The organism is Microbacterium sulfonylureivorans (genome assembly GCF_003999995.1).
Classification (GTDB): Bacteria; Actinomycetota; Actinomycetes; order Actinomycetales; family Microbacteriaceae; genus Microbacterium; species Microbacterium sulfonylureivorans.
The window spans coordinates 218,449-245,217 of sequence record NZ_RJAD01000004.1; the positions used below are offsets into that span (position 1 = coordinate 218,449).

Genomic DNA, 26,769 nt, shown 5'->3' on the forward strand with positions numbered 1-26,769 from the left:
CGACGGCGCCTAAACTTGACGCATGCCCGACTCCGTTCGCCCCGCGTCACCCGCCGAGCCCGCGCCCGGCACCCGCGCGCCGCTGTCGGCGATCGACATCCTCGCCTTCGTCTGCGAGCTCTTCGCGTTCGCGAGCCTGGCGATCTGGGGGTTCGCGTCGTGGCCCTTCCCCTGGAACATCGTCGCGGGGATCGGCGCCCCGGTGCTCGCGATCCTGGTCTGGGCGCTGTTCGTGTCGCCCCGCGCCGTGTTCTCGGTCCATCCGTTCGTGCGCGGTCTCGTGGAGCTCCTCGTCTACGCGTCGGCGACGATCGCGTGGTGGAGCCTCGGGCAGGCGTGGATCGGCCTCGCCTTCGGCATCATCGCCGTCACCGTCGGCGTGATCGCCGGACGCCGCCGGTTCGCGTGAGCACCGCCCCCGACGTCGTCGCGCGTCTGCGCGCCGCGCTCGGGGAGCGCGTCGACCTGACGCCGGAGTCGCTGCAGAGCGCACGCGCCGACAAGTCGGGGCACGCCGCATCCGGCGCGCCGATCGCCCTGGTCCACGCCGCGTCCGTCGCGGACGTGCAGGAGACGCTGCGCGTGGCGACGGCCACCGGCACGCCCGTCGTCACCCGGGGCGCCGGCACCGGACTGGCGGGGGGTGCGAACGCGGGTGCGGGCGAGATCGCACTGTCGGTGCGCGGCATGGACCGGGTCCTCGAGATCCGCCCCGACGATCTCCTGGCGGTCGTCGAGCCCGGCATCCTCAACGGCGACCTGAATGCCGCCCTCGCGGAGCACGGCCTGTGGTGGGCGCCCGATCCTGCCAGTCGCGCGATCTCGACGGTCGGCGGCAACATCGCCACTGGGGCGGGCGGGCTGCTCTGCGCCAAGTACGGCGTCGTCCGCGACGCGGTGCTGGGCGTCGACCTGGTGCTCGCCGACGGGCGCCTGCTGCATCTGGGCCACCGCACCGTCAAGGGTGTCACCGGGCTCGACCTCACCTCGCTCGTGATCGGCTCGGAGGGCACGCTCGGCGTCATCGTCGGGGCGACGCTCAAGCTCCGCCGCCTCGTGCGGGGCGACGTGTGCACGATCGCGGCGACCTTCGCGGGCGTGCGCGCGGCTGCCGAGGCATCCGCCGCGGTCACCGCCTCGGGGGCGCAGCCGGCGATCATGGAGCTGATGGATGCCGCATCCCTCGCCGCCGTCCACGCGCTGCTGGCTCTCGAGCCGCCGGCGCCGGGCACCGCCCAACTGACGATCCAGACCGACGGACCCGTCGCCGCGGCCGAGGCCGAGCGGATCGCCGGCATCCTGCGCACAACGGGAGGCACGGTCGCGCTCTCGCACGACCGGGAGGAAGGCGAGCGCCTTCTCGCGATCCGCCGGTCGATGCACCCCGCCATGGAGGCCCTCGGCACGGCGCTCATCGAGGACGTCTCCGTGCCGCGAAGCGCCCTCCCCGCGATGTTCGACGAGATCGCACGGGTCGAGCGCGCGCACGGGCTCGTCATCCCCACGGTGGCCCACGCCGGCGACGGCAATCTCCATCCGAACTTCATCTTCGACGCCGAGCCCGGCGCCTCGGGCGCGGTCACCGTGCCCGCGCACATCTGGGATGCCGCCGACGACCTGTTCCGCGCGGCCCTGCGCCTGGGCGGCACACTCACGGGCGAGCACGGGGTCGGGGTGCTCAAGCGGCGCTGGCTGGTCGACGAGCTCGGCGAGGATCAGTGGGATCTCCAGCGGCGCATCGTGCGCCAGTTCGACCCGCAGGGCATCCTCAATCCCGGAAAGGTGTTCGCGCGCTGACTCGTCAGGACGCGGGCGGGTAGACCTGAACGCCGCTGTCGGATGCCGCGCGCGCATCGGTCCGTGGAGCGAGGATGATCGCCATGATGCCCAGCGTCAGCGTCGAGGCCGTGGGCACGAGGGTCACGACGAGGAAGAGCAGCGCATACGGATCCTGCGTCAGGTCGGGCTGGGCGAGCACCGCTGCCTCGACGGCCGCCTGAGTGAGCGCGCACGCCACGAGCAGGATCAGGGGCAGCCAGCGCCATCGCGACGGCACCGCGCCGCCGCGCGCGAGCTGAACCGTCGCGATGAGGAGGGCGGCGAGGGAGACGACGCCGATGCCCTGACCGAGCATCACGGCGGCGCCGGACGGGAACGCTTCGATCGGGATGAACGACCACAGAGCCGTGGTGGCGAGCGGAAGGAGCGCCGCCACGGCGAACGCCGTGACTCCGAGCGGGCGACGGCCGACTACGCTTCCGCTCCCGCGGATCCCGACGGCGAACACCAGGAGCGCACCGGCCCACAGCAGGGAGCTCACGAATCCCCCGCCGGGCAGGAAGACGCCTCGGGCGAGCAGCGGGAACACCGCGTAGGCGATCAGAAGGGAGCCGCCGACGAGCCAGGTGGTCCTGGCGTCTCGGACAGCGGTGGCCGAGGCATCCGTCATGGCCGAATCCTAGCCACCCCCAGGACGGCTCAGATGCCCTGCCAGGCCGGCTTGTGGGCGAAGGTGTAGCGGTAGTAGTCGCGGTGCTCGAGGCGCGCGGCAGCGGCTTCGTCGACCACGACCGTCGCGTGCGGGTGCAGCTGGATCGCCGAGCCGGGCAGGGACGCCGTCAGCGGACCCTCCACGGCACCCGCGACGGCTTCGGCCTTGCCCGCGCCGAACGCCAGCAGCACGAGGTGCCGGGCGCGCATGATCGTGCCGAGTCCCTGCGTGATGCAGTGCCGCGGCACGTCGTCGACGCTGTCGAAGAAGCGCGCGTTGTCCTCTCGCGTCTGCTCCGTGAGCGTCTTCACCCGGGTCAGCGACGCGAACGACGAGCCGGGCTCGTTGAATCCGATGTGCCCGTCGGTGCCGATGCCGAGGATCTGGAGATCCACTCCGCCCGCCTCCGAGATCGCGCGCTCGTAGTCGTCGCCGGCGTGCTCGATGCCGTCGAGCGATCCGTCGGGCACGCGGACCAGTGCCGGGTCGAGACCCAGCGGCCCCACCACCTCGCGCGCGATCACCGAGCGATAGCTCTCGGGATGCGCCGGATCGATGCCGACGTACTCGTCGAGGGCGAACCCGCGCACGCGCGACATGTCGACGCCGGCGACGCGGGGGCGCAGCGCCTCGTAGACCGGCAGCGGGGTCGACCCGGTGGCGAGGCCGAGGACGACGGCCGGGTTCGCGCGGATCAGCCGCACGATCTCGTCAGCGACGACGGCACCGGCCTCCGCCGGATCGCGGACGATGATGACCTCAGCCATGGGCCAGCGCCTCCTGGGTGTCGAGAGCGGCTCCGACGAGGGCGGCGCCCAGCGCCGCCGCGGGGGAACCCGCCGGAAGCAGCTCGACGCGCTCCTGCAGGTGGAGCGATCGCATGAACGGGGATGCCTCGGCGCTGGCTGCGAGCTCGGCCGCGACATCCGCCATCAACCGGTCGCCGAGCGCGGTCACGCCGCCGCCGAGCACGACGGCATCGACGTCGGCGGTCAGTACGAGGACCCGCACAGCCGCCGCGACGCCGCGGGCCAGACCGGAGCGCAGCTCGCGCGCCTCCGCGACGCCGGCATCGGCGGCGTCGAACACGTCGCGCACGGGCAGCGCGGAGCCGCGGCCCCACCGCTCGGCGATCGCGCCGCCGCCTGCGAGAGCCTCGATGCAGCCGTGCTGGCCGCAGCGGCACAGGGGGCCGCGCGGGTCGACCGAGATGTGACCCACCTCGCCCGCGGTGCCGCGCGCTCCGCGCCACAGCCGGCCCTCGCTGACGATCCCCGCCGCGATGCCGGTACCGAGATTGAGGTAGCCCATCGACCCGGAGCCGCCGTGGAGGGCGTACGCGCCGAGCGCGGCGGCCTTCACGTCGTTCTCGACTCCGACCGGCACGCCCAGCCGCGGCCTGGTCGCGGCCACGAGGTCGAGCTCGTCGACACCGAGGTTCACGGCGTGCACGACACGGCCCGACCCGGGCTCGATCTGGCCCGGGATGCCGATGCCCACCGAGCGGATCGCCGACACGTCGACGTTCGCCTCGCTGCCGAGCGCCCGCACGGCTTCCAGCACCGTCGCGGTGACGGCATCGGGTCCCCACCCGGTCGCGAGGCGAACACGCCCGACGATCGTGCCCGCGTCGTCCACGGCGACGGCGTCCGTCTTCGTCCCGCCGACATCCAGTCCGACCTTCATCCGCCGACCCCCCTGCGGGAGGCGGCGTGGTGCACCGCGCGCATCAGCCCTTGACCGCCCCGGCGACGAGCCCACCGGTCATGCGTCCCTGGACGATGAGGAAGAAGATCACGACGGGGATCGAGATGAGGGTCGCTCCGGCCATCACCGCGCCCCAGTTGGTCGCCTCGGTGGCGGACTGGAACGAGTTGAGCCACGTCGGCAGCGTCAGGTTGTAGCCCTTCATCAGCAGCAGCGCCATCGTGAACTCGTTCCACGCCTGGATGAAGGCGAAGATGCCCGTCGCGACGAGTCCCGGTGCCAGCAGCGGGAATGTCACACGGCGGAACGCCTGCGACTTCGTGCAGCCGTCGATCATCGCGGCCTCTTCGAGGTCGGCGGGGACGCCGGCGACGAATCCGCGCAGCGTCCAGATCGTGAACGGGATGACGCTGGCGAGGTACACGATCCCGAGGCCCAGCATCGTGTTCATGAGGTGCCAGTCGTCGATCATCCCGTAGATCGTGAACATCATCGCCTCGCCCGGGATCATCTGGATGATCAGCACCGAGACGATGAAGCCGCGACGGCCCTTGAAGTGGTATCGAGCGACGGCGATCGACGCGAGGAAGGCGAACAGGAGCGTCGCGATGAGCACGCCCACGGTCACGATCGTCGAGGTCATGAGCGCGTGCGGGAAGTCGGTCTGACCCGGCGCCGCCTCGCGCGTCCACGCCGTGATGTAGTTCTGCCACGTCAGCTCGAGGGGCACGAGGCTGGGGCTGCGGCTGATGATCTTGTTCGCCGGCGTCAGCGACATGTTGATCATCCAGTACACCGGGAAGACCGAGCAGAAGAAGACGATGATCGCGGCGACGTTGAGGAACGTACGAGTGGCGATCCGCTTCCCCGACGGGCGGCGCGACTCGATGGAGCGCTTCCGGGGCGTCTGGGGCTCGCCGCCCTCTCCGAGGACGTCTTCGACGCCGATCGTGCCGAGCTGGGTGCTCGCATTGATCTGGGTGCTCACAGCTCTTCCTCCTTCAGCGTCGAGCGCACGTATCCCCACGACAGGATGAGCAGCAGGACCACCATCACCACGCCGATCGCGCTCGTGAAGCCGAAGTCGCCCGGACCCTGCCGGAACATGTACGTGCCGAGGACGTTCGTCTCGGAGGCGAGGCCGCCGCGGCTCTGCAGCGCGTAGACCTGCGTGAAGATGCGCAGGTTCCAGATGATCTGGAGCACCAGGATCACCACGAGCACGCTGCGGATGTAGGGGAAGACCACGAAGCGGAACCGCTTCAGACCGGTCGCGCCGTCGAGCGCGGCCGCCTCGAGCACCTCGCCGGGGACCTGACCGAGCGCCGCGTAGGTGGTGAAGGCGACGAACGGGATGCCCTGCCAGACGACGATGATCGTCAGGACGAAGAAGAACGACCACGGGTCGAGCAGCCACGAGTGGTTGGTCCAGTCGTCGGTGCCGGTGATTGTATTGAGCGCCCAGTTGACCACGCCGTACTGGGTGTCGAAGATCCAGCCCCAGACGACAGTGGCCGCGAGCGGCGGCATCGCCCAGGCGAGCAGGAGACCGACCGAGACGAGCACGCGCATCGCGCGGCCGAGGCGGGTCATCAGGACGGCGACGATGACGCCGAGCCCGATGATGAGGATCGTCATGACCACCATCAGTCCCAGGCTGCGCATCAGCACCGCCGGGAAGCCCGAGGTCGTGAACAGCTTCACGTAGTTCTCGAGGCCGATGAAGTCGGGGAGCGTGCCCTGGACCTTGTTCTTCACACTCGCGTCGGTGAAGGACTGGATGACCATGAGCACGGCCGGGTAGCCGACCATGACGCCGAGGATGATCAAGGCGGGGCCGAGCAGTGTCCAGGCGCCGCGCGCCTCGCGGCGGGCCTTGGCCTTCTCGCGCGCGGTCGGCTGGGCCGGACGCGGCTTGTCGACCGGGCCGGCGGGGGCCGGTGCGGTGGCGATGTCGCTCATTTCGCCTCCTCTCTGAGGAACCTGGGAGGGCGCGGCGAGGCGCACTCGGAATCGGGGATGTTCAGGAGCGGACCGGTCTCCAGGTCAACCGCGGGTGCGCATCGGATGCCGCATCCCGAGCCTGACCGAGGGATCGGTCCCCGGCAAGGGGCCCCGCGGAGCGGGGACCCCCTGCCGGGTCTCGTACTACTGGTTGAGGATCGCCTCGATCTGAGCGTCGAGCTCCTCGGCGATGGCCTTCACGTCGCCACCCTGAGCGATCTTGACGAGCGCGTCCGGGATGACCAGCGCGGCCTCGACCTCGCCCCAGTTGGGGCTCATCGGGGTGAACTTCGAGTTGGCCAGGGCCTTGGCCTGCGCCTGGGTGATCTCGTCATCCGGCAGCGACGAGGCGGCCGAGATGATTCCGGGGGTGAGGCCACCCTCGGCGAGGAGCTGCTGGTAGCCCTCGGAGAGCAGGATCTCGAGAGCGGCCTTGGCCTTCTCGGGCGAGTCGCTCTTCTGCGCGACCGCGACGTTCGATCCGCCGGCGAAGATCGGGGCGGTGGTGCCCTCTTCGAGGCCGGGGAGCGGGAACGCCGACAGGTCCTTGCCGTAGGTCTCGGGGCATCCGGGGTTCTCGGCGTCAGCCTCGGCCAGGATCGACCACTTCACCCAGCCGGGAGCCGAGATGTACGCGATCTCGCCGGCGCAGAACGGGACCTGCGGGTTGGCCTCGTCGCCGTCCGCCGGGGCGTTCGTCGCGCCGAGGTAGACCTCCTGGAGCTGCTCCAGGCCCGCGACCGACTCGTCGCTCGAGAACTGGGCGTCCCACGTGTCGCCGTCCTGGACGGCGATCTCGCCGCCGTGCGCCCACACGTAGGGAAGCGCGTTGTACCAGTCCTTGCCCGGGGCGTAGATGCCCGAGACGGTGTCGGTGTGCATCGCGATGCCCTGCGCGACGTACTCGTCGAGCGTGGTGGGGTTCGGGTCGGTGACGATCTGCGGCGTGTAGAACACGATGCGACCGCCGGCGTAGTACGGGGCGGCGTAGAACGCGCCGTCGTACGTGCCCGCGTCGACGAGACCGGGCAGCAGGTCGTCGCCGCCGAGCTCCTCCTGGATGTCGGAGATGTCGAGGAACAGGCCCTGGTCGATGAAGCCGAGCGCCTGCGTGTTGCCGACCTCGACGACGTCGGGCGAGTCGTTGGACGACAGCGCGGCGACGTAGGTCTCGCTGGTGTCGGCCCAGGTCTTCTCCTCGATGTTGAGGGTCCAGCCCTCGTTCTCCGACTCGAACGTGTCCTTCAGGTACTCGCGTGCCGTGTCCGGCGTGTCCGTGCCGACGAGCCAGACGGTGATCTCACCGGTCTCGGCTTCGCTCGGGGTGGCACCGCTGCCACCGGCGCAGCCGGCGAGAACGACAGCCGAAGCGCCGACGAGCGCGAGGGCTCCGAGCTTCTTGTTCATGGTGTCTTCCTTCGTGTGTTTTCTCTTGGTGTTTCCGGGGGATCGGGTGACCCATCCGGTGGGGGATACATCTGGTGGGGCGGACCCCGTGGGACGCGGCGGGCTAGGAGACCCCGAGTTGTCCCGACAGAACCATGACGGCGGCGCCGCGCAGGACGATGTCCTGGCCTTGCTCCGTCATCCGCACCCGCACGCTGTCGTGGAACTGCGCCAGCGTCCGTGCGCGGAGTGTCTCGACGGTCGCTTCCGCGAGGGGCCCGTCGAGAAGTTCAGGGGGGCCGGAGAGCACGATCTCCGACAGGTCGAGCACGCCGACCACGGGCGCGAGTGCGATGCCGAGGCGCTCCCCCGCGTCGCGGAGGATCCCCTCGCGGTCTTCCGGGGCGGATGCCGCGGCCAGCCGCTTCGACAGCGACGGCACCGACAGCCAGGCCTCGAGGCATCCGACCTTGCCGCAGCCGCAGCCGGGCCCGCCGTCGGTGCCCACCGTGACGTGCCCGATCTCACCCGCGGCGAAGCGGCTGCCGCGCATGGGCTGACCGCCGGCGAGCAGGCCGGAGCCGACACCGCGGCCGACCTTGACCAGGAGGACGTCGTCTCCCGCGCCGCCGAACGTGTACTCGGCGAGCACCGCGGCGTTGGCGTCGTTGGCGACGAGGACGGGAAGCCCGAGGGCGTTCTGCAGGGCGCCCTCGAGGTCGAACCCCGCCCAGCCGAAGTTCGGGGCCGTGAGGATCACGCCGCGGTCGTCGACGACACCGGGGGTGCCGACGCCGATGCCGAGGACGGGCGCGTGCGAGTCCGCCACGAGCACGCGGGCGAGCTCGACGACCGTGGCGACCACGTCGTCGGCCGGCGGGAGGGGAACCTCCCGACGGGCGACGATGTCGCCGTCGAGAGTCAGCACCGCGCCGATGAAGGTGTCGCTTCCCGACAGGTCGATGCCGACGATACGGTGGCCGGCTCGGTCGAGGTCGACGAGGATCGCGGGCTTTCCGGGGCCGGATGCCTCGCGCACACCCATCTCTGCGACGAATCCGTCGGCGATGAGCTCGGCGACGAGGTCGGAGATGGTGACCCGGGTGAGGCCCGTCTCCCGCGAGAGATCCGCGCGGCTCATGGCACCCTGGTGGAAGAGCGTCTGCAGCACGAGGGAACGGTTGTGGCCGCGTGCGTGCTCAGGGAGGACCTTCCCGCCCTGACGCAGCGATCGCCCTGGCCCGAAGCCGCGGCCGTTCGCGTTTCCTGAAGGGTGCGGCGGCTCGATGGTGGAAGAGCCGCGCTGCACTTCCGATGCAGACATGTTTGTTAGTAGACCTTACGAACAAACAACGCGCAACCCCTGAATCGGGTTTGAGCGGGGTGTTTACAAAACTGTTACATCTCATGGTCGACACGCGCCGGACGCGCGCGGCCCGTGCGCTCCGAGACCGTCGCCTACAGTGGGACGATGCGAACGCCGATCCTCCCCCGCCGCATCGCCGCCCTGACGGTGGCCGCCGTCGCACTCGTCGGTCTGTCCGGATGCGCCGGCTTCCCGGCCGGGTCCCCCTCGTCCGCGCCGACATCGAGCGCATCGGGCGACGCCGGCTCCGGCGAGGGATCGGGTGACGGCACGCAGACGACCGAGGAGGCCTGCCAGCTCGTCACCGACATCATGACGGAGGCGACCGCGGGGTTCGAGAACATGGACCCGAACGACCCCGACGCGGTCGTCGAGGAGATGGAGGCCGCCGTCCAGAGCCTCGCCGATGCGTCGTCGCAGATCTCGAACGAGGAAGTCGCAGCGATCCTCCCCGACATGCAGGCGATGTTCCAGCAGGTGGCCGACCTCATGGCGGCGATCGTGGCCGGAGACGCCTCGAAGGTCGGCGAGCTCGAGGGACTGGGCGCGAGCTTCCAGGAGACGGGCGCGCGGTTCGAGGAGCTGTGCGCTCCCGCGGAGTGACGCGCCACCGCTGCATGCCCCGGCCGTGATCGGCTCGTTGCGCGATCGCTCAGGCGCGTCCCTTACCATGGGAACACTGTTTCTCACCACCGGGGGGTGACGACGTGACGGATCTGGCGACCAAGTCGGGCGCTGACAAACCGCAGCCCGATGACGCTGCGGTCGTCGACGACGCTTCGATCGTCGACGACGCGGGCACGCACGACACCACCGAGGATGCCTCTGACGGCATGGACGGCACGGTCGATGAGCTCGCCGACGCCGAGCCGTCGGACGACGCCGACCCCGAGCCCGTCCCCGCGGACGAGGCCGATCCCGCCGTCGACGTCACCGACGATGGCACGGCAGCCGACACAGACGAGTCCGAGCCGCAGAGCGCGCAGGACGAGGCCGAACCCGAAGGCGACGTGCAGACCGGGGCCGAAGCGGCGGAGTCCGAGATCGAGATCGAGCCCGAGGTGGAGGCGGAGCCGGAGGCCGACGAGGCCGAGGCTGCGGAGCTCGCAGAGGTTCAGCCCCCCGTCGCGGAGACCCCCGCCGACGCCGACCTCCCGGCCGAGCCGGTCGAAGCGTCCGAGGATGCCGATGGCGGGGCCGACGAGGTCGAGGTCCTCACCGACGACGAGCTCGACGCGTTCGTCACCGAGGCTGCCGCGGCCGATGCGACCGGCGAGGGAACGACCGTCCTCGACGCCACCCCGACGGCCGTGGCCGAGACCGCCGTCCTCACCGCTCCAGCCGACACCGCCGTCGCGGCCGGAGCCTCCCCGGCACCCGGAGCCGACGCGCCCGTCGGCGGCGGACCGGACTCGCCGTCGTTCGCGTGGGCGCCGTTGGAGCCGAAGCCCGAGAAGAGCCGCAAGGCCCTGTGGATCGGACTCGGCGCCGGAGTCGCGGTCATCGCGATCGCGGTCGCCTCAGTGACCCTCATCGCCCCCGGCACCTCGATCGGCGGGGTTCCCGTCGGATTCCTGCCCGTCGCGGCCGCGACCGATGCCGTGCAGCAGCGCCTCGCGACGACCACGATCGTGCTGACCGGCGAGGGCGGCGACGCCGAGCTGACCGGCGCCGACCTGGGCGCGTCCGTCGACGCCGACGGTCTCGTCGCCGATGCCTACGCCGCCAACCCGCTGTGGAACGTCACGGCGTGGTTCCCGGCATCCGTCGACGCGCCGGTGCGCATCGATCAGGAGGCAGCCACCTCCGCGCTCCGCGCCGCCGCACCCGATCTCTACACCGACGCCGTCGACGCGACGCTCGCCTTCGACGCGACGTCCGCCACCTACGTGACCACCCCGGCGGAGCCCGGCACCGGGATCGACGTCGACGCGGTCCGCGCTGCGCTGCAGGAGGCCTTCGCGTCGGGCGAGACGCGTGTCGAGCTCGAGACGACCGTCGCCCCCGTCGAGGCGAGCACCCCGACGTACGTGGCAGAGGCCTCGGCCGAGCGACTCAACGGCATCCTCACGACCGCAGGCTTCTACGTCGGCAGCGAGCGGACCGTGCCGGTCAGCCGTGCGGTCGCGGCGTCGTGGCTCACGGTGACGCCGGGCGAGCGCGGCACGTTCGACATCGAAGCCGACGCCACGGCGATCGATGAGATCGTCGCGACGCTACCCAAAGCCGTCGACCGCGAGCTCGTCGACGCCAAGGTGATCACCGACTCCGGCGGCGAGGTCCTCAGTGAGCTCACCGCGGGTGTGAGCGGACGCGAGCTCGGCGACACCAGCGGCATCGCCGACGAGTTCGCCGCGCAGCTCGCGGCCGGCGACGCCCGCTACGAGCTTCCGGTCGAGGAGACCGAGTTCGCCACCACGGCGCTCGAGCGTCGCATCGAGGTCGACCTCAGCGCGCAGACGACCTATCTCTTCGAGAACGACAAGGTCATCGCCAGCTACGCGATCTCGTCGGGCCTGCCCGCGACGCCGACGCACACCGGCTCGTTCCGCATCTTCGCGCACGTGAGCATGCAGGACATGGGCGCCCTCTGCTACAACCCGGAGGCGCAGAACAGCTACTGCACCGAGAACGTGCCCTGGATCACGTACTTCAACGGCGACCAGGGCTTCCACGGCACGTACTGGCACAACAACTTCGGCAACCAGATGAGCCACGGCTGCGTGAACATGCCCATCGACGTCGCCAAGTTCGTCTACGACTGGGCTCCGACCGGCACCGAGGTCTACGTCCACGCCTGACGCGCGTCCCGCCCCGGGCGGGGAATGAGAAGAGCGGATGCCTCGGCCGAAGGCATCCGCTCCTCTCGTCGTCGGCTCAGCCGATCGCGTCGATGATCCCGTTGAAGGTCTTCGATGGGCGCATCACTGCCTCGACGAGCTGCACGTCGGGGCGGTAGTAGCCGCCGATCGCGGCGGGCGATCCCTGCACGGCGATGAGCTCGGCGACGATCGTGTCCTCGTTCGCGGCGAGGGCCTCGGCGACCGGGCCGAACGCGGCCGCGAGCTCGGGGTCGGCGTGCTGAGAGGCCAGCTCCTGCGCCCAGTACAGGGCGAGGTAGAAGTGGCTGCCTCGGTTGTCGATCGTGCCGAGCGCGCGGCCCGGCGACTTGTCGTTCTCGAGGAACGTGCCGGTCGCGGCATCCAGCGTGTCGGCCAGCACCTGCGCGCGCACGTTGCCCGTCGTGGTGGCGAGGTGCTCGAGGGAGGCGGCGAGCGCGAAGAACTCTCCGAGCGAGTCCCAGCGCAGGTAGTTCTCCTCGAGAAGCTGCTGCACGTGCTTGGGCGCGGAGCCGCCGGCGCCGGTCTCGAACAGGCCGCCGCCCGCGAGCAGAGGCACGATCGAGAGCATCTTGGCGCTCGTGCCGACCTCGAGGATCGGGAAGAGGTCGGTGAGGTAGTCGCGCAGCACGTTGCCGGTGACCGAGATGGTGTCCTCGCCCTTGCGGAGGCGGTCCAGCGAGTACTGGGTGGCCGCTGCGGGCGCGAGGATCTCGATGGTCAGGCCGTCGGTGTCGTGCTCGGCGAGGTATTCGTTGACCTTCGCGATGAGGGCGGCGTCGTGCGAGCGTGCGGCGTCGAGCCAGAAGACCGCAGGCGATCCGGTGGCGCGGGCGCGGCTCACGGCGAGCTTCACCCAGTCGCGCACCGCGATGTCCTTCGTCTGCGTGGCGCGCCAGATGTCGCCCGGCTGCACGTCGTGCTCGAGGAGCACGTCGCCCGCCTGGTTGCGCACCCGGACGACCCCGGGAGCGGCGATCTCGAAGGTCTTGTCGTGGCTGCCGTACTCCTCGGCCGCCTGCGCCATGAGGCCGACGTTGGGAACGGTGCCGATCGTGGCCGGGTCGAGCGGACCGTGAGCGATGACGTCGTCGATCACGGTCTGGTAGACGCTCGCATAGGACGAGTCGGGGATGACGGCGAGCGTGTCGTCCTCGCCGCCGTCGACGCCCCACAGCTTGCCGCCGTTGCGGATGAGCGCCGGCATGGACGCGTCGACGATCACGTCGGAGGGGACGTGGAGGTTCGTGATGCCCTTGTCGGAGTTGACGTACGACAGGCGCGGGCCACGCGCGAGGTCGGCGGTGATCGCCGCGACGATCGCGTCTCCGCCGTCGACCGACGGGAGGCCCGCGAGGATGGCGCCCAGGCCGTCGTTCGGGGTGAGCCCGGCCTCGGCGATCTTGTCGCCGTAGGCGGCGAACACGTCGGCGAAGTAGGCCTTGACGACGTGGCCGAAGATGATCGGGTCGCTGACCTTCATCATCGTCGCCTTGAGGTGGACCGAGTAGAGCAGATCATCGTCGGCGGCCTCGCGAAGCGTCGCGGCGAGGAACTCGTCGAGCGCCGCCGCGGAGAGGAACGTCGCGTCGACGATCTCGCCGGGGAGGACCTTGACAGCGGGCTTGAGGACCGTGATGGTGCCGTCGGCGGCCACATGCTCGATGGTGAGGACGTCGTCGCCGGGGATGAGGACGGACTTCTCGTTCGACTTGAAGTCGTCGTGGCCGAGGGTCGCGACGCGGGTCTTCGATCCCTCCGCGAAGGCCTTGTTGCGATGGGGGTGCTTGCGCGCGTAGTTCTTCACCGACAGGGGCGCGCGGCGATCGCTGTTGCCCTCGCGCAGCACCGGGTTGACCGCCGACCCCTTGATGCGGTCGTAGCGGGCGCGGATGTCCTTGTCTTCGAGCGACTCGGGCTCGTCGGGATAGTCGGGGATGTCGTAGCCGGCCGCCTGCAGTTCGGCGATGGCGGCCTTGAGCTGCGGGATCGACGCCGAGATGTTCGGAAGCTTGATGATGTTCGCCTCGGGCAGCGTGGCGAGGCCGCCGAGCTCGGCGAGCGCGTCGCCCACCTGCTGCTCGGTCGTGAGATTCTGCGGGAAGGCCGCGAGCACGCGGCCCGCGAGCGAGATGTCTCGGATCTCGACATCCACCCCCGCCTGGCTGGTGATGGCCTTCACGATCGGCAGGAACGAGGCGGTCGCCAGCGCCGGAGCCTCGTCGGTGTAGGTGTAGATGATGGTCGAGTCGGTCACCGGGTTCGTCTCCGTTCGGGTGGTGATTCCAGACTATCGCAACGCGAAAGTATCTCGACGTCGAGATAACTCTCGGTGTGAAATCCACGTTAAGGAGCGACCTCGACAGTGCCGGATGCCGACATCCGGGCTAGCCTTTGCCTTATGTCTGAGCTCCGACTTGTCGAACTGTCCGCCGCGACGATCGTCGCGGTCAACAACATGTCGCTCAAGCCCGGTCAGGAGCAGTTCCTGGCCCCGATCAGCTACGGCATCGCAGCGACTGTGATCAACCCGCAGACGTCGTGGCAGCGCGTCGTGCTGGACGGCGACGAGGTCGTCGGATTCGTGAGCGCGAACTTCGACCCCGAGGCCCCGCAGGAGCACTTCAAGGCCGTTCTCTGGCGCATCAACGTCGACGCCGACGACCAGGGCCGCGGCGTGGGCCGGTTCGCCGTGGAGAAGCTCCTCGACGAGGCACGCGAGCGGGACGTCGACCGCGTCAACGTCATCTACGAGGCCGGCGAGGGCGGCCCTGAGGCATTCTTCCAGCGTGTAGGCTTCACGCCAGTCGGCGAGACCGAGTACGGTGAAGTCATCGCAGAGATCCGACTCTGACCGACACCTCGCGCTCCATCCCGTACGCGTAACCGCGACACAGCCCGTCCGGGCTCCTGAGACCGGCGGCGGGGCCTCGAATACCCCTCCCCCATCGAGGCCCCGTCGCCTTTCGGGTCTCACCCGGTCGACACTGGCGCCGGACTAGGGTGAACGTCGTGCCGAGATTCGACCTCTCCCCCGCCGAGCTGGAGCTGTACGCCCCCGATGTGCGGGAGCCCGCCGACTTCGACGCCTTCTGGGCGGACACGATCGCGGACGCGCGTCGCCACGACGCACCGCCGATCGTCACCGCGGTCGAGACGCCGCTGCGCCTGATGGACGTGTTCGACGTGACCTTCTCCGGCTTCGCGGGCGATCCCGTCCGGGCATGGCTGACGCTCCCCGCCGGCGCGAACGATCCCCTCCCGGCCGTTGTCGAGTACAACGGCTACGGCGGCGGCCGCGGCCTTCCCGGCGAACGCGTCGGCTGGACGGCGGCCGGCTACGCCCACCTCTTCATGGACACACGCGGTCAGGGCTCGATGTGGGGCGCCGCCGGCGCGACGCCCGACCCGCACGGCACCGGGCCCTCGGCCAGCGGATTCATGACCCGCGGCATCGAAGACCCCGCGGGCTACTACTACCGCCGCGTCTACGCCGATGCGGTGCGGGCGGTCGACGCGGTGCGCGCCCTCCCGCAGGTCGATCCTTCACGCGTCGCGGTCTGCGGCGGGAGTCAGGGCGGCGGCATCGCCCTCGCGGCGGCCGGGCTGAGCGAGGGACTCGTCGCCGTCATGCCCGACGTGCCCTTCCTGTGCCACTTCGAGCGGGCCGTCGGCCTCACCGACCGCGATCCCTACCAGGAGGTGGTCCGCTACCTCGCGGTGCACCGGGGTTCGGAAGACCGCGTGTTCGAGACGCTGTCCTACTTCGACGGCGCCAACATGGCGCGACGAGCGGATGCCGCGGCCCTGTTCTCCGTCGGTCTGCTCGACCCCGTCTGTCCGCCGTCGACGGTCTACGCGGCGTTCAACCGGTACGCCGGGCCGAAGCAGATCGAGGTCTACGCCCACAACGAGCACGAGGGCGGCCAGGCGTACCAGTGGCACGCGCAGGCACGGTTCCTCGCGGGGATGGTCTAGCCGCGGCATCCGCTCGTCGTATCTCCCTCGCCGCCGCCACGACGGGCGGGGTGACACGATGAAGGAATGCATGTGACGCCAGACAGCGTGCTCGCCATCGACGCCGGCCAGACCGGCATCAAGGTCCGCATCCGCCAGGGCGGCTCGACGCACGACGGGGTCTTTCCCGGCATCCGCACGCACGAGCCGCTGCTACCGCAGCTCGTCGCCGTGACCCGGTCGTTGTTCGCCCGCGACGGCGCGTCCGCCGCGGTGGTCGCCGCCGGCGTCTCGGGCTTGACCGCGCAGGAGGCCGACGCCGGGGCGCTCCTCGCCGGGATCGATGATCCCGGCGTTCACAAGGTGCTGCTCGCCCACGATTCGACGACGTCCTTCCTCGGAGCGATGGGCCCCGGCCGCGGCGCGGTCGTCGCATCCGGCACCGGCGTCGTCACGTTGGCCGTCGGCCCGGCGCGGGTTGCCCGCGTCGACGGTTGGGGCTACCTCATGGGCGACGCGGGCAGTGGCTACTGGATCGGACGCGAGGCGCTCGACGCCGTCATGCGCGCGTACGACGGTCGCGGCCCGGCAACGGCGCTGCGCGAGGTCGCTGAGGAGCGGTGGCCGGATCTCGAGCAGGCGTACATCCGCCTGCAGTCCTCGGAGGACCGGGTGAGGATCGTGGCTTCGTTCGCCGAGCATGTCGCTCGGCTCGCGTCGGACGGCGACGCGGTGTCGCAGAGCATCACGTCGCGCGCCGGCGGCGAGCTCGCGCACAGCGTCGAGACCGCCCTGCGCCGTGTGCGCGACGACGACGAGACCTTCGGAGTCTGCGCGATCGGCGGAGTCTTCCGTTCCGCCCTGCTGCGGGACGCCTTCTCGTCGCACATCGACGCGAGCGAACTCGATGTCTCGCTCGTGGAGCCGCTCGGCCACGGGATCGACGGAGCCGTCGCGCTGGCCGGCCTCGAGGCGGGGCATCCGCTCTTCACGGAGGTCTCGATCGCGCGGCGCTGACGCACGGCACCGCACGCCGGGAACGACGGATGCCCCGCCCTCCGCGCGCGGCGGGGACGGGGCATCCGGAACCTACGTCAGACCAGCGACTCGCGCCAGGCCGCGTGCAGCTTGGCGAACCGGCCGTCGCCGCCGATGAGCACCTCGGGCGCGTCGTCCTCGATGATGCGGCCGTGCTCCATGACGAGCACGCGGTCGGCGATCGCGACCGTCGACAGACGGTGCGCGATGATGATCGCCGTGCGATCGGCCAGCAGCGTCTGCAGCGCGTCCTGGATCTGACGCTCGCTCGGGATGTCGAGCGACGCCGTCGCCTCGTCGAGGATGAGCACCGCGGGGTCGGCGAGGAACGCGCGGGCGAACGAGATCAGCTGACGCTGACCCGCCGACACGCGGCCGCCGCGCTTGTTCACGTCGGTGGCGTAGCCGTCGGGCAGCGCCTGGATGAAGGCATCCGCACCCACCGCCCGCGCCGCGGCCTGGATCTCGTCGAGCGTCGCGTCGGGCTTGCCGAGCGCGATGTTGTCGGCGACCGTGCCGCTGAACAGGTAGGCCTCCTGCGTGACCATGACGATCGCACGGCGGAGATCCTTCGGGTGCAGCGACCGGAGGTCGAGCTCGTCGAGGCTGACCGTGCCGCGCGTCGGGTCGTAGAACCGCGACACGAGCTTGGCGAGCGTCGACTTGCCGGCACCCGTCGTCCCCACGAGCGCGATCGTCTGACCGGCCGGGATGTCGAGCGAGAAGTCCGGAAGGATGACCCGGTCGTTCGAGTACCCGAACTGCACGTCGTCGAACCGCACGTGTCCACGCGCCTGCCACAGGTCGACCGGCTTCACGGGGTCGGGCACGGTGGGCTCCTCCTCCAGCACGCCCGACACCTTCTCGAGCGCGGCCGTCGCGGACTGGTACGAGTTCAGGAAGAACGCGACCTCCTGCAGGGGCGAGAAGAAGTTGCGCACGTACACCACGGCGGCGAGGAGCGTTCCGAGGAGGAGCGTGCCGTCGACGACGCGGATCGCGCCCCACAGCAGCACGACCGCCACGGTGACGGACGCCACCGCCATCAGCCCCGGCTCGAACGTGCCGAAGAGGCGGATCGAGCGCATGTTCACGTCGCGGTAGTCGCTGGCCTGCTGACCGAACTCCTCGTCGTTGCGGCCCTCCTTGCGGAACGCCTTCACCGCGCGGATGCCCGTCATGGTCTCGACGAACTTCACGATGACCTTCGCGCTGACCACACGGGACTCGCGGTAGACCACCTGCGAGCGGGTGTAGAACCAGCGCATCAGGAGGTACAGCGGAATGCCCATCACCGCGAGGATGACGCCGGACTGCCAATCGATCAGCAGCAGGGCGATGAGCGTGAATCCGCCGTAGAGGATGCCCGACACCAGCTCGTTGAGACCGCCGTCGAGCAGCTCGCGGATCGAGTCGAGGTCGCTCGTCTGGCGCGAGATGATGCGGCCGGACGTGTACGACTCGTGGAACTCGAGGCTGAGGCGCTGGGTGTGGAGGAAGATGCGCTTGCGCAGGTCGAGCATGATCGACTGCGTCAGTCTCGCGGCGACGACGACGTACCAGCCGATGAGCGCCGCGCCCGCGAAGCCCGTGACGAGGTACACGAGGACCACGCCGATCGTCGGCAGCCAGTTCATCTCTTCAACGGCCGCGGGCAGAGCCTGGTTGAGGCCGTACGCGATCAGCGCGGGGCCGGCGACCCGGAAGGCCGTCGAGACGACGAGCACGATGCCGGCGAGCCACAGCTGGCCGCGCACGGGCGTCACGAGCGAGCCGAGGAGGCGCAGCGACCTCTTGCGGATCGCCTTGCTCTCGATCTTCGTGTAGTCGGAGCGGTCTTCGCCGCTGGTTCCGGTGACGGTCGTGGTGCTCACAGGTTCACCTCCCTCTCCCGCAGGCGGGCTTCCTCGACCTCGAGGCTCGAGATCACGTGCCGGTAGTGCTCGCTCTCACGAAGCAGCTCGGAGTGCGTGCCGACCGCGGTGATGCGACCGGCCTCCAGCAGTGCGACCCGGTCGGCGAGCGTCACCGTAGACGGACGGTGGGCGACCACCAGCGCCGTCGTCGCGTGCAGCACCTCGCGCAGCGCGTCTTCCACGAGCGCTTCGGTGTCGACGTCGAGGGCCGACAGCGGGTCGTCGAGCACGAGCACGGCGGGACGGGCGGCGACGGCGCGCGCGAGCGCGAGCCGCTGGCGCTGGCCGCCGGACAGCGACAGGCCTTCTTCGCCGATGACGGTGTCGACGCCGTCGGGGAGGTCTTCGACGAAGCCCGCCTGAGCGACCTGCAGCGCCTCGCGCATGACGGCCTCGGCCTCGGGGCTCCCCGGCGCGAGGTCCTCGCGGCCGAGCAGCACGTTGTCACGCACCGTCTGCGAGAAGAGCGTCGCGTCCTCGAAGGCCATGCCGACGTGGCGGCGCAGCTCGTCGAGGGTCAGGTCGCGCACGTCGACGCCGTCGAGCGTCACGCGGCCGCCGGTGACGTCGTACAGGCGCGCGGGCAGGGTCGTCAGGGTCGTCTTGCCCGAGCCGGTGAGCCCGACCAGCGCCATCGTCTCTCCGGGGCGCAGCACCAGGTCGATGCCGTCGAGCAGGTCGCGTTCGCGGGCCGCGGCATCCTGATACCGGAAGTGCACGCCCTCGAACACGAGCGCGCCGCGCGGGCGGTCGATGGTGTCGGGGTTCACCGGGTCGACGATCGTGTTCTCCTCGTCGAAGACCTCGAAGATGCGGTCGGTGGCCGTCCGCGCGTCGAGCGTGAACGAGAACAGGAAGCCGATCGACTCCATGGGCCAGCGCAGCACGGTGGCCATCGCGAAGAACGCGATGAGCTCGGCGGCCTGCAGCTGACCGACCGCCGTCAGGTACACGCCGGCACCCAGGCACAGGGCGAACGCGATGTCGGGGAGCAGCACGAGCCAGAACCAGATCCAGCCGATCGCACGGGCCTTGCTCAGCTCGGTCTCGCGCAGCGTCTCCGCCTGGCGGGTGAACTTCTGGAGCGCGTGCTTGCCGCGGCCGAACGCCTTCAGGACGCGGATGCCGTGCACGCTCTCCTCGACCGAGGTGGCGAGGTCGCCCGCCTGGTCCTGGCTCTGCCGCGCGAGGGTGCCGTAGGTCTTCTCGAACCGGTACCCGGCGTACCAGAGCGGCGCAGACGTGATCAGGAAGATCGTTCCGAGGAGCCAGTGCCACCGGAAGATCAGGGCGGAGCCCACCACGATCGTGATGGCGTTGACGACCAGCAGCACGATGCCGAAGGCCATCCAGCGGCGCAGCATGCTGATGTCCTGCATCATGCGGCTCAGCAGCTGACCCGACTGCCACTTGTCGTGGAAGGAGACGGGCAGGCGCTGCAGCCGCGAGTAGAAGCTCTGGCGGATCTCGTACTCGACCTTGGTGGCGGGTCCGAGCACGAACCAGCGCCGCAGCCACACCATCACGGCCTCGGCGAGGCCCAGCACGAGGATGATGACCGAGCCCCAGACGATCTGGGTCATGTCGCCGGAGGCGATCGGCCCCGCGACGATCACCTCGAGGATGAGTGGGATGGAAAGGGCGAGCAGACTGGCCGCGAGCGCGCTCAGGGCCCCCATCACGAGGCGCGGCAGCACCGGCTTCGCGAAGGGCAGGAGGCGCGAGAGCGCTTTCAACGTGGACTGTTCGGACCGGACAGGTTCGGCGGTGGTGGTCATGATCCTTGTGGGGAGGGTGGTGCGGATGACCCGGCGTCGGGTCGGAGGATGCGCGGGGCGCGACGGAGTCCCGGTGAAGGGAACGCTCCGAAAGGCGGCAGTATGCCGAAGCCGGCGGGAAAACCGGGACGAGCTGGGAGAGCGACTACCCCTGAATGCGGAGACGCTTCGGTCCGGCGACACGGAGGACGAAGGCGGTCTTCGCGGCGATGGCGGCCTGGTACATGGCTTCCTCCTTGGTGAGAGCGGACGGGACCGGCGAGCCCTTCCGGGCGCGACAGCCCTCCAGCCTATACCTGGGATTTCGCTGAGTGCAACAATCGCTTTCCGGTCCCCCGGAAGGCGATCGCGGCCGGGCGTCAGCCGATGAGCGCCGGCACTCCCGCTTCGCGATCGAGCAGGCGCTGCTTGACGTCGAGTCCCCACGCGAACCCGCCGAGCGCTCCCCCGGTGCGCAGCACGCGGTGGCACGGCACGAACAGGGCGGGCGCGTTGCGCGCGCAGATGGATGCCGCCGCCCGCACCGCATTCGGCGATCCGAGCAGGATCGCGAACTCCGCGTACGTGAGCGGATGCCCAGGCTCGATGCGGCGCAGCGCATCCCAGCCGGCGAGCTGCATCGCCGTGCCGTGCTGGGCGACCGCGACGTCGTCGATGGCCGAGACGTCGCCGCCGTAGTAGGCGACGACGGCGGCTGCGGCATCCGTCTCCCCTTCGCGTACTGAGGACGGGCGGTCTGCGGTGCGCAGCCGGCCGAGGATGCGCTCGACGTCGTCGGTCCAGCCCGAGGCGAGCACGCGCTGGTCGGCGTCGACGAGGATCGTGAACGCGCCGTCGGGGGTGGCGATGGTCTGGAGCGTCGCGATGGTCATGGTGTGCCTCCGTTGCTTCGGCGGGATGCGGGCTGCCGGGGTGGTCTCGGTGGGACTGCGCGCCACAGGTGCGCGGTGAGGTAGCTGCGCCACGGCCCCGTGCGCACGGCCCAGTCGGTGAGCGCGCGCGGTTCTGACGGAAGCCCGGACGCCGAGGCTCCGGAGCGCACCGCCACGTCGCCCGGCAGGAAGACGTCGGGGTCGCCGAGAACGCGCATGCGCACGTAGTCGGCCGTCCATGGGCCGATGCCGGGCATCGCGAGCAGCGCCGCACGCTGGTCGACGGCGTCGTCGCCCGGGGTCAGCGTGAGCGTGCCGTCGGCGAGCGCGGCGGCAGCGCCGACGATCGAGCGGATGCGGGCCGCCGGTCCGCGGAGCACCTCTGTGCCGTGCTCGGCGATCGCCGCCATCGACGGGAAGAGACGCGTCGCGCCGTCGAAGCCCTCGACGGTCTCTCCGAGCGTCGCGGTGAGGGCCGAGAGCGCGGTGCGTGCCGCCACTACGGTGATCTGCTGACCCACCATCGCGCGGATCAGCATCTCGTGCGGATCGGCCGCACCGGGAACACGGATGCCCGGGAGCGCGGCGACGAGCGGGGCGAGCTCGGGCTGCTGGGACAGCGCCTCGTCGACGGCGAGCGGATCGGCGTCGAGGTCGAAGAGCCGTCGTGCGCGCGTCACCAGGGTGGTGAGATCGCCGAGGTGGGTGAGTCGTGCCCGCAGGCGCACACGCCCGGCACCGTCGAGACGGAGCTCGAACCAGGCCGGACCGCCGGGCAGCCGCAGTGCGCGGGCGAACGACGTCGGCGAGGCGGCCTCGACGCCTTCGACGGCGCGTGCGCCCATCCACGCGAAGAGACCGTCGGCGTCGAGCGGGCCTCGGTGCGGCAGCACCAGGTCGATCGCCCCCGGCGTCGGCGTCGTCGCCCGCGTGCCCGGCACGACCCGGCGCCGTGCGCGCAGCTCGAGCGGCGTCATGCCGAACACCTCGCGCACGGTGTCGTTGAACTGCCGGACGCTCGCGAACCCGGACGAGAAGGCGACGTCGGCGGCGGACATGTCGGTGCCGACGAGGAGCATGCGTGCGGTCTGCGCCCGGTGGGCCCGGCTGAGGGCGAGGGGACCCGCACCCAGCTCGGTCGTCAGCAGGCGGGTCAGATGCCGAGACGAGTACCCGAGTCGCCGGGCGAGACCGGGAACGCCCTCGCGCTCGACCACGCCGTCGGCGATCAGTCGCATGGCGCGGCCGGCCGTGTCGCCCCGGAGGTTCCACTGCGGCGATCCCGGAGCGGCCTCGGGAAGACACCGCTTGCACGCGCGGAACCCCGCCTCGTGCGCAGCGGCGCTCGTCGGATAGAACGTCACGTTCGACGCCTTCGGCGTGCGAGCGGGACAGCTCGGCCGGCAGTAGATGCCCGTCGAGCGCACGGCCGTGACGAACTGCCCGTCGAAGCGGGTGTCGCGCGAGTCGATCGCGCGGTACCGCTCGTCGAAGGTCATGGAGGCGAGGCTCGTCGCCCCGGGGGTCATGACCGTGCTGCTCATGCCCCTAGCCTGACACGGCCCGCCGACACCCGCTCGCGGAAATCGGACACGGCGGTAGCGGCATCCGGCCAACGCGAAGCGGCAGGTTTCCGGCCGACCGCGCTCAGTGGAAGAAGTGGCGCTCGCCCGTGAAGAACATCGTGACTCCTGCGGCACGCGCAGCCTCGATGACCTCGTCGTCGCGCACCGATCCGCCGGGCTGCACGATGGCCGAGATCCCGGCGTCGAGCAGCACCTGCGGGCCGTCGGCGAACGGGAAGAAGGCATCGGATGCCGCGACCGACCCGGCGGCGCGGTCGCCGGCGCGCTCGACCGCGAGCCGGCAGGAGTCGACGCGGTTGACCTGGCCCATGCCGATGCCGACCGTCGCCGAGCCCTTCGCGAGCACGATGGCGTTCGACTTCACGGCGCGGCAGGCTTTCCACGCGAAGATGAGGTTCTGCATCTCCTCCGGCGCGGGCCGCTCGCCCGAGACGAGCTCCCAGTCCTTGGCGACGGACTCGATGTCGGAGGGGAAGCGGTCGGCGTCCTGCAGCAGCAGCCCGCCGGACACCAGACGCACGTCCATGCGCTCCTGCTGCCAGTCGGCCGGGAGCTGGAGCAGCCGCAGGTTCTTCTTCGCCTTGAACACCTCGAGGGCGGCCGGCTCGAAGGCGGGCGCGACGATGACCTCGGTGAAGATGTCCTTCAGGTTCTCGGCCATCTTGAGCGTCACGGTGCCGTTCGCGGCGATCACGCCGCCGTACGCCGACACCGGGTCGCACTCGTGCGCTCGCAGGTGGGCGCTGGCGATCGGATCGAGGGCGTTGGGCGCCGACACGGCGATGCCGCACGGGTTCGCGTGCTTGATGATCGCGACCGCGGGCTTGACCATGTCGAACGCCGCGCGCAGGGCCGCGTCGGCGTCGACGTAGTTGTTGTACGACATCTCCTTGCCCTGCAGCTGCGTCGCCTGGGCGATGCCGTGCCCGCCGACGCGCGTGTAGATCGCCGCGCGCTGGTGCGCGTTCTCGCCGTAGCGGAGGGTCGACAGGCGCTCGGCCTTGATCGTCAGGTGCTGGGGCAGGTCGGCCGCGCCGAGGGTCTCCTCGGCGAACCAGGTCGCCACGGCCTTGTCGTACTCGCACGTGTGCGCGAACGCGCGCGCGGCGAGCTCGCGGCGCTGCGTGAGCGACGTGCCGCCGTTCGCGATGGCGCCGATGATGGCGGGGTACGACTCGGGCGAGACCACGATCGCGACGTTGGCGAAGTTCTTCGCCGAGGCGCGGACCATCGCCGGACCGCCGATGTCGATCTGCTCGACGACGTCGTCGCCCTGGGCGCCCGAGCGCACGGTCTCGACGAACGGGTAGAGGTTGACGACCACGAGCTCGAACGGCTCGATGCCGAGCTCGCCGAGCTGCTCCGCGTGGTCCTCGAGGCGGAGGTCCGCCAGGAGGCCGGCGTGCACGCCGGGGTGCAGCGTCTTCACGCGCCCGCCGAGCGACTCGGGGAAGCCGGTGACCGAGGCGACGTCGGTGACGTCGTGGCCCGCTTCGCGGATCGTCGCGGCGGTGGAGCCCGTCGAGACGATCTCGACACCGGCCGCGGCGAGCGCCTCGGCGAGCGTCAGCAGGTCGGTCTTGTCGCTCACAGACACGAGCGCGCGACGGATCGGGACGACGTCGCGGTGGCGGTACAGGGTGGGGTCGGGGGTCGGGCCGGCCATGGCAGGTCTCCTCGGTGAAGGGGTCAGGAAGCGGATGCCGCAGCCGCCGACGCGGCGGCCAGGTCGAGCTCGCCGGTCGCGATGCGACGGACGACGTCGATCAGCAGCCGTCGCTCGACGGGCTTGATGCGGTCGTGGAGGGCGTGCTCGTCGTCGCCCGGGAGCACGGGCACGCGCTCCTGGGCGAGGATCGGCCCCGAGTCGACCCCGTTGTCGACGATGATGACGCTGGCCCCGGTCTGGGCGACCCCGGCCGCGAGGGCGTCGCGCACGCCGTGCGCTCCGGGGAACTCGGGCAGGTACGCGGGGTGGGTGTTCACGATGCGCGGCGACCAGGCGTCGACGAGTGATGCCGGGAGCAGGCGCATGAGGCCGCTCAGGACGACGAGGTCGGGCTTCCACACGGCGAGCTGGGCTCCGAGCTCCGCACCCCACTCCTCGCGGGTGCCGAACTGCGCCCACGGGACCATGAACGAGGGGATGCCGTACTCCTCGGCGTGGGCGAAGCCCTCGGCCTCGCGATCGGCGCCGACGACGATGATCTCGGCGGGATACCCGGGGTCGGCTGCCGCATCGAGCAGCGCACGCAGATTCGACCCCGTGCCCGAGATGAGGACGGCGACCGTGAGCACCCGCCTAGTCTACCGGCGCGCCCGCTCCGCCCCGTCGGGGTCCCAGATCGAGGGTCTCGTTCTGGTCGGGGGATGCCTGGGGCGCGGCATCCGGCTCGGCTCCGACTGCCTGCACCGAGGCCGGATCGACGATCGCGCGATGCGGAGGGTCTTCGCCGCGGCGGGTCCGGCTCTGCGGCGACAGCAGAAGGATCGACGCGCCGATGGCGACCTCGAGCCCGACGGCCAGCGCGACCGCTCCGGGCTGGGGGCCGAACTCGGCCAGGCGTCCGGGTCCGAGCGAGCCCGAGGCCATCGCCGACAGCAGTGCGGCGGATGCGGCCGACAGCACCGCGATGCCGGCCACGCTGACCAGACGCGCGCCGATGGGGTCGTCGTCGTGCGGATCGTGGGGCGCCGGCGGGTCGGGCTCGATGACCGGCGCCGAGGCGAGGAGCCCGGTGAGCACGGCGGTGCGGTCGCCGTCGTCGGCGGCCGGCAGGCCGCGTACCGACCTGGAGCCGCCGGCCGCGGCGGGGAGCGGATGCACCAGGCGCGACCGCGCGATCCACCCCGCGAGCGCCCCCAGTCCGACGGGGACGAGGGCGAGCAGCAGCAGCCACGGGGTCGTCGACTCGGGCAGGATGCCGAGGATCGGGATGCCCGGCACGACGCCGACCTGCGTCCCGGCGGGCGACACCGACGTGCCGGTCCCCGCCGCGAAGCCCGGGCCCGCGGCGAACGCCATGCCCCACACCGCGAGGGTCGGGAGGTAGGCGAGCTGCGCGAGGGTGATGACGACGGCGCCGAGACCGTCGACGTTCCCGGCCTGGAAGAGCGCCACGACCTCCCCGCCGCGCAGCAGGAGGGCGACGGCGGTGACCGCGGCGCCGAGGCCGATGAGGCCCACGACGACCATCGCCGAGCCCCTCGCCACGAGTGCGGGGGCCTCGCCCCAGCCGTGCGGGACCGCCTCGACCCGGTCGCGCACACGGGCGACGACGCCCGCTCCCGCCTCGCGCCACTCCGTGACGACGGCACCCGCGAGCGAGGGCAGCGCGAACACGAGCGTCGGCAGCAGGATGGCCTGCCACAGCTCCGCGTCGACCACGAGGTTCTGCGCCGTGAAGCCCGCGACGACGGCGAGCAGGCCGAACACCGCCGTTCCCGAGAGGACGCCGGTGACCCAGGCATCCGCCTGCGAGGCTCTCACACCCGAGCGGGCGGCGAAGATCACGGTGAACGCGGTGAAGGCGAGCGGGGCGAGCGAGAGGGTGAAGGATGCCGCGGCCGGATCGATGCCGGTGGCGGCGATGTAGTCGGCGGGGAGCGTGACGAGCATCGGCACGAGATTGCCGAACTGCCACACCGTGACGCCCGACGGCCACAGGGCGGACCAGTCCGCGGCGGTGCCGAACGTGAACACGAACAGGAGGGTCAGCGGGGCGAGGGTCGCCGCGACGCCGACGGCCACCGCGATGGCGGCGTCGACGGCGGCGAGAAGGGCGACGATGAGGCGATGCATGCGCCATCGACCCTACCTACGCCCGA

22 protein-coding genes are annotated in these 26,769 nt (G+C 70.9%); 7 read left to right on the forward strand and 15 right to left on the reverse strand.

Annotated features, from left to right (window positions below; genetic code table 11):
* Positions 1-22: 22 nt before the first annotated feature.
* The gene (locus EER34_RS16910; protein ID WP_127476822.1) at positions 23-409 is read left to right on the forward strand and encodes a YrdB family protein; all 387 of its coding nucleotides are present in this window, start codon (positions 23-25) and stop codon (positions 407-409) included.
* Positions 406-1,797, forward strand: a complete 1,392-nt coding sequence (locus EER34_RS16915) for an FAD-binding oxidoreductase (RefSeq protein ID WP_127476824.1) — start codon at positions 406-408, stop codon at positions 1,795-1,797. Before EER34_RS16910 ends, EER34_RS16915 begins: the two co-directional genes overlap by 4 nt.
* A gap of 4 nt (positions 1,798-1,801) precedes the next feature.
* Here EER34_RS16915 and EER34_RS16920 read toward each other — a convergent pair whose 3' ends face one another.
* The 7 genes from EER34_RS16920 to EER34_RS16950 form a co-directional block, all read right to left on the reverse strand.
* Positions 1,802-2,449 carry a hypothetical protein gene (locus EER34_RS16920; protein ID WP_127476826.1) on the reverse strand — a complete coding sequence of 216 codons (648 nt, stop codon included), beginning with the start codon at positions 2,447-2,449 and terminating at the stop codon, positions 1,802-1,804.
* Positions 2,450-2,478: 29 nt separating this feature from the next.
* Positions 2,479-3,258, reverse strand: coding sequence for a glucosamine-6-phosphate deaminase (locus EER34_RS16925; protein WP_127476828.1), 780 nt, complete (start codon positions 3,256-3,258; stop codon positions 2,479-2,481).
* Positions 3,251-4,177 (reverse strand): ROK family protein, encoded by a 927-nt coding sequence (locus tag EER34_RS16930; RefSeq protein WP_127476829.1) that lies wholly within the window; start codon positions 4,175-4,177, stop codon positions 3,251-3,253. Before EER34_RS16930 ends, EER34_RS16925 begins: the two co-directional genes overlap by 8 nt.
* Before the next feature lie 43 nt (positions 4,178-4,220).
* Positions 4,221-5,087 (reverse strand): carbohydrate ABC transporter permease, encoded by an 867-nt coding sequence (locus EER34_RS16935; protein ID WP_420845984.1) that lies wholly within the window; start codon positions 5,085-5,087, stop codon positions 4,221-4,223.
* A gap of 95 nt (positions 5,088-5,182) precedes the next feature.
* Positions 5,183-6,160 carry a carbohydrate ABC transporter permease gene (locus EER34_RS16940; RefSeq protein ID WP_127476833.1) on the reverse strand — a complete coding sequence of 326 codons (978 nt, stop codon included), beginning with the start codon at positions 6,158-6,160 and terminating at the stop codon, positions 5,183-5,185.
* Between the two features lie 186 nt (positions 6,161-6,346).
* Positions 6,347-7,609 (reverse strand): extracellular solute-binding protein, encoded by a 1,263-nt coding sequence (locus tag EER34_RS16945; RefSeq protein WP_127476835.1) that lies wholly within the window; start codon positions 7,607-7,609, stop codon positions 6,347-6,349.
* A gap of 103 nt (positions 7,610-7,712) precedes the next feature.
* Entirely contained in the window at positions 7,713-8,912 is a 1,200-nt protein-coding gene (locus EER34_RS16950; protein WP_127476837.1) for an ROK family transcriptional regulator, read from the reverse strand.
* A 147-nt stretch (positions 8,913-9,059) separates the two neighbouring features.
* Here EER34_RS16950 and EER34_RS16955 point away from each other — a divergent pair, with 147 nt between their 5' ends.
* Together EER34_RS16955 and EER34_RS16960 are read left to right on the forward strand one after the other, a co-directional pair.
* Complete coding sequence (locus EER34_RS16955) at positions 9,060-9,557, forward strand: hypothetical protein (protein ID WP_127476838.1); 498 nt, start codon at positions 9,060-9,062, stop codon at positions 9,555-9,557.
* Between the two features lie 104 nt (positions 9,558-9,661).
* Entirely contained in the window at positions 9,662-11,755 is a 2,094-nt protein-coding gene (locus EER34_RS16960) for a L,D-transpeptidase (RefSeq protein WP_127476840.1), read from the forward strand.
* A 76-nt stretch (positions 11,756-11,831) separates the two neighbouring features.
* On the opposite strand, the gene EER34_RS16965 is transcribed toward EER34_RS16960, so the two are convergent.
* Entirely contained in the window at positions 11,832-14,051 is a 2,220-nt protein-coding gene (locus EER34_RS16965; RefSeq protein WP_127476841.1) for an NADP-dependent isocitrate dehydrogenase, read from the reverse strand.
* A gap of 144 nt (positions 14,052-14,195) precedes the next feature.
* Here EER34_RS16965 and EER34_RS16970 point away from each other — a divergent pair, with 144 nt between their 5' ends.
* From EER34_RS16970 to EER34_RS16980, 3 genes are all read left to right on the forward strand, one after another.
* Positions 14,196-14,648 (forward strand): GNAT family N-acetyltransferase, encoded by a 453-nt coding sequence (locus tag EER34_RS16970; protein ID WP_127476843.1) that lies wholly within the window; start codon positions 14,196-14,198, stop codon positions 14,646-14,648.
* Positions 14,649-14,806: 158 nt separating this feature from the next.
* Positions 14,807-15,772 (forward strand): acetylxylan esterase, encoded by a 966-nt coding sequence (locus EER34_RS16975; protein WP_127476844.1) that lies wholly within the window; start codon positions 14,807-14,809, stop codon positions 15,770-15,772.
* A 72-nt stretch (positions 15,773-15,844) separates the two neighbouring features.
* The gene (locus EER34_RS16980) at positions 15,845-16,768 is read left to right on the forward strand and encodes an N-acetylglucosamine kinase (RefSeq protein WP_240642470.1); all 924 of its coding nucleotides are present in this window, start codon (positions 15,845-15,847) and stop codon (positions 16,766-16,768) included.
* 77 nt (positions 16,769-16,845) lie between these two features.
* Here the strand turns inward: EER34_RS16980 and EER34_RS16985 are convergent, their stop codons facing one another.
* The 7 genes from EER34_RS16985 to EER34_RS17015 form a co-directional block, all read right to left on the reverse strand.
* Positions 16,846-18,663, reverse strand: a complete 1,818-nt coding sequence (locus tag EER34_RS16985) for an ABC transporter ATP-binding protein (protein ID WP_127476847.1) — start codon at positions 18,661-18,663, stop codon at positions 16,846-16,848.
* Positions 18,660-20,483 carry an ABC transporter ATP-binding protein gene (locus EER34_RS16990; RefSeq protein ID WP_127476849.1) on the reverse strand — a complete coding sequence of 608 codons (1,824 nt, stop codon included), beginning with the start codon at positions 20,481-20,483 and terminating at the stop codon, positions 18,660-18,662. Before EER34_RS16990 ends, EER34_RS16985 begins: the two co-directional genes overlap by 4 nt.
* Positions 20,484-20,842: 359 nt before the next feature.
* Entirely contained in the window at positions 20,843-21,355 is a 513-nt protein-coding gene (locus EER34_RS16995; protein WP_127476851.1) for a methylated-DNA--[protein]-cysteine S-methyltransferase, read from the reverse strand.
* Positions 21,352-22,899, reverse strand: coding sequence for a DNA-3-methyladenine glycosylase 2 family protein (locus EER34_RS17000; RefSeq protein WP_240642472.1), 1,548 nt, complete (start codon positions 22,897-22,899; stop codon positions 21,352-21,354). The genes EER34_RS16995 and EER34_RS17000 overlap by 4 nt, the downstream gene beginning before the upstream one ends.
* A 103-nt stretch (positions 22,900-23,002) precedes the next feature.
* Positions 23,003-24,607, reverse strand: coding sequence for a bifunctional phosphoribosylaminoimidazolecarboxamide formyltransferase/IMP cyclohydrolase (gene purH, locus EER34_RS17005; protein WP_127476852.1), 1,605 nt, complete (start codon positions 24,605-24,607; stop codon positions 23,003-23,005).
* A gap of 23 nt (positions 24,608-24,630) precedes the next feature.
* Entirely contained in the window at positions 24,631-25,239 is a 609-nt protein-coding gene (purN, locus tag EER34_RS17010) for a phosphoribosylglycinamide formyltransferase (protein ID WP_127476854.1), read from the reverse strand.
* Positions 25,240-25,243: 4 nt separating this feature from the next.
* Positions 25,244-26,743: a cell division protein PerM gene (locus tag EER34_RS17015; RefSeq protein ID WP_127476856.1), complete on the reverse strand. Its 1,500-nt coding sequence runs from the start codon at positions 26,741-26,743 to the stop codon at positions 25,244-25,246.
* Positions 26,744-26,769: the final 26 nt, after the last annotated feature.

Excerpts from the sequence above, each read along its gene's own strand:
- EER34_RS16910 (WP_127476822.1), top strand. The coding sequence starts at position 23 with ATGCCCGACTCCGTTCGCCCCGCGTCACCCGCCGAGCCCGCGCCCGGC.
- EER34_RS16920 (WP_127476826.1), bottom strand. The coding sequence starts at position 2,449 with ATGACGGATGCCTCGGCCACCGCTGTCCGAGACGCCAGGACCACCTGG.
- EER34_RS16925 (WP_127476828.1), bottom strand. The coding sequence starts at position 3,258 with ATGGCTGAGGTCATCATCGTCCGCGATCCGGCGGAGGCCGGTGCCGTC.
- EER34_RS16930 (WP_127476829.1), bottom strand. The coding sequence starts at position 4,177 with ATGAAGGTCGGACTGGATGTCGGCGGGACGAAGACGGACGCCGTCGCC.
- EER34_RS16940 (WP_127476833.1), bottom strand. The coding sequence starts at position 6,160 with ATGAGCGACATCGCCACCGCACCGGCCCCCGCCGGCCCGGTCGACAAG.
- EER34_RS16945 (WP_127476835.1), bottom strand. The coding sequence starts at position 7,609 with ATGAACAAGAAGCTCGGAGCCCTCGCGCTCGTCGGCGCTTCGGCTGTC.
- EER34_RS16950 (WP_127476837.1), bottom strand. The coding sequence starts at position 8,912 with ATGTCTGCATCGGAAGTGCAGCGCGGCTCTTCCACCATCGAGCCGCCG.
- EER34_RS16955 (WP_127476838.1), top strand. The coding sequence starts at position 9,060 with ATGCGAACGCCGATCCTCCCCCGCCGCATCGCCGCCCTGACGGTGGCC.
- EER34_RS16970 (WP_127476843.1), top strand. The coding sequence starts at position 14,196 with ATGTCTGAGCTCCGACTTGTCGAACTGTCCGCCGCGACGATCGTCGCG.
- EER34_RS16990 (WP_127476849.1), bottom strand. The coding sequence starts at position 20,483 with ATGACCACCACCGCCGAACCTGTCCGGTCCGAACAGTCCACGTTGAAA.
- EER34_RS16995 (WP_127476851.1), bottom strand. The coding sequence starts at position 21,355 with ATGACCATCGCGACGCTCCAGACCATCGCCACCCCCGACGGCGCGTTC.
- EER34_RS17000 (WP_240642472.1), bottom strand. The coding sequence starts at position 22,899 with ATGAGCAGCACGGTCATGACCCCCGGGGCGACGAGCCTCGCCTCCATG.
- purH (WP_127476852.1), bottom strand. The coding sequence starts at position 24,607 with ATGGCCGGCCCGACCCCCGACCCCACCCTGTACCGCCACCGCGACGTC.
- EER34_RS17015 (WP_127476856.1), bottom strand. The coding sequence starts at position 26,743 with ATGCATCGCCTCATCGTCGCCCTTCTCGCCGCCGTCGACGCCGCCATC.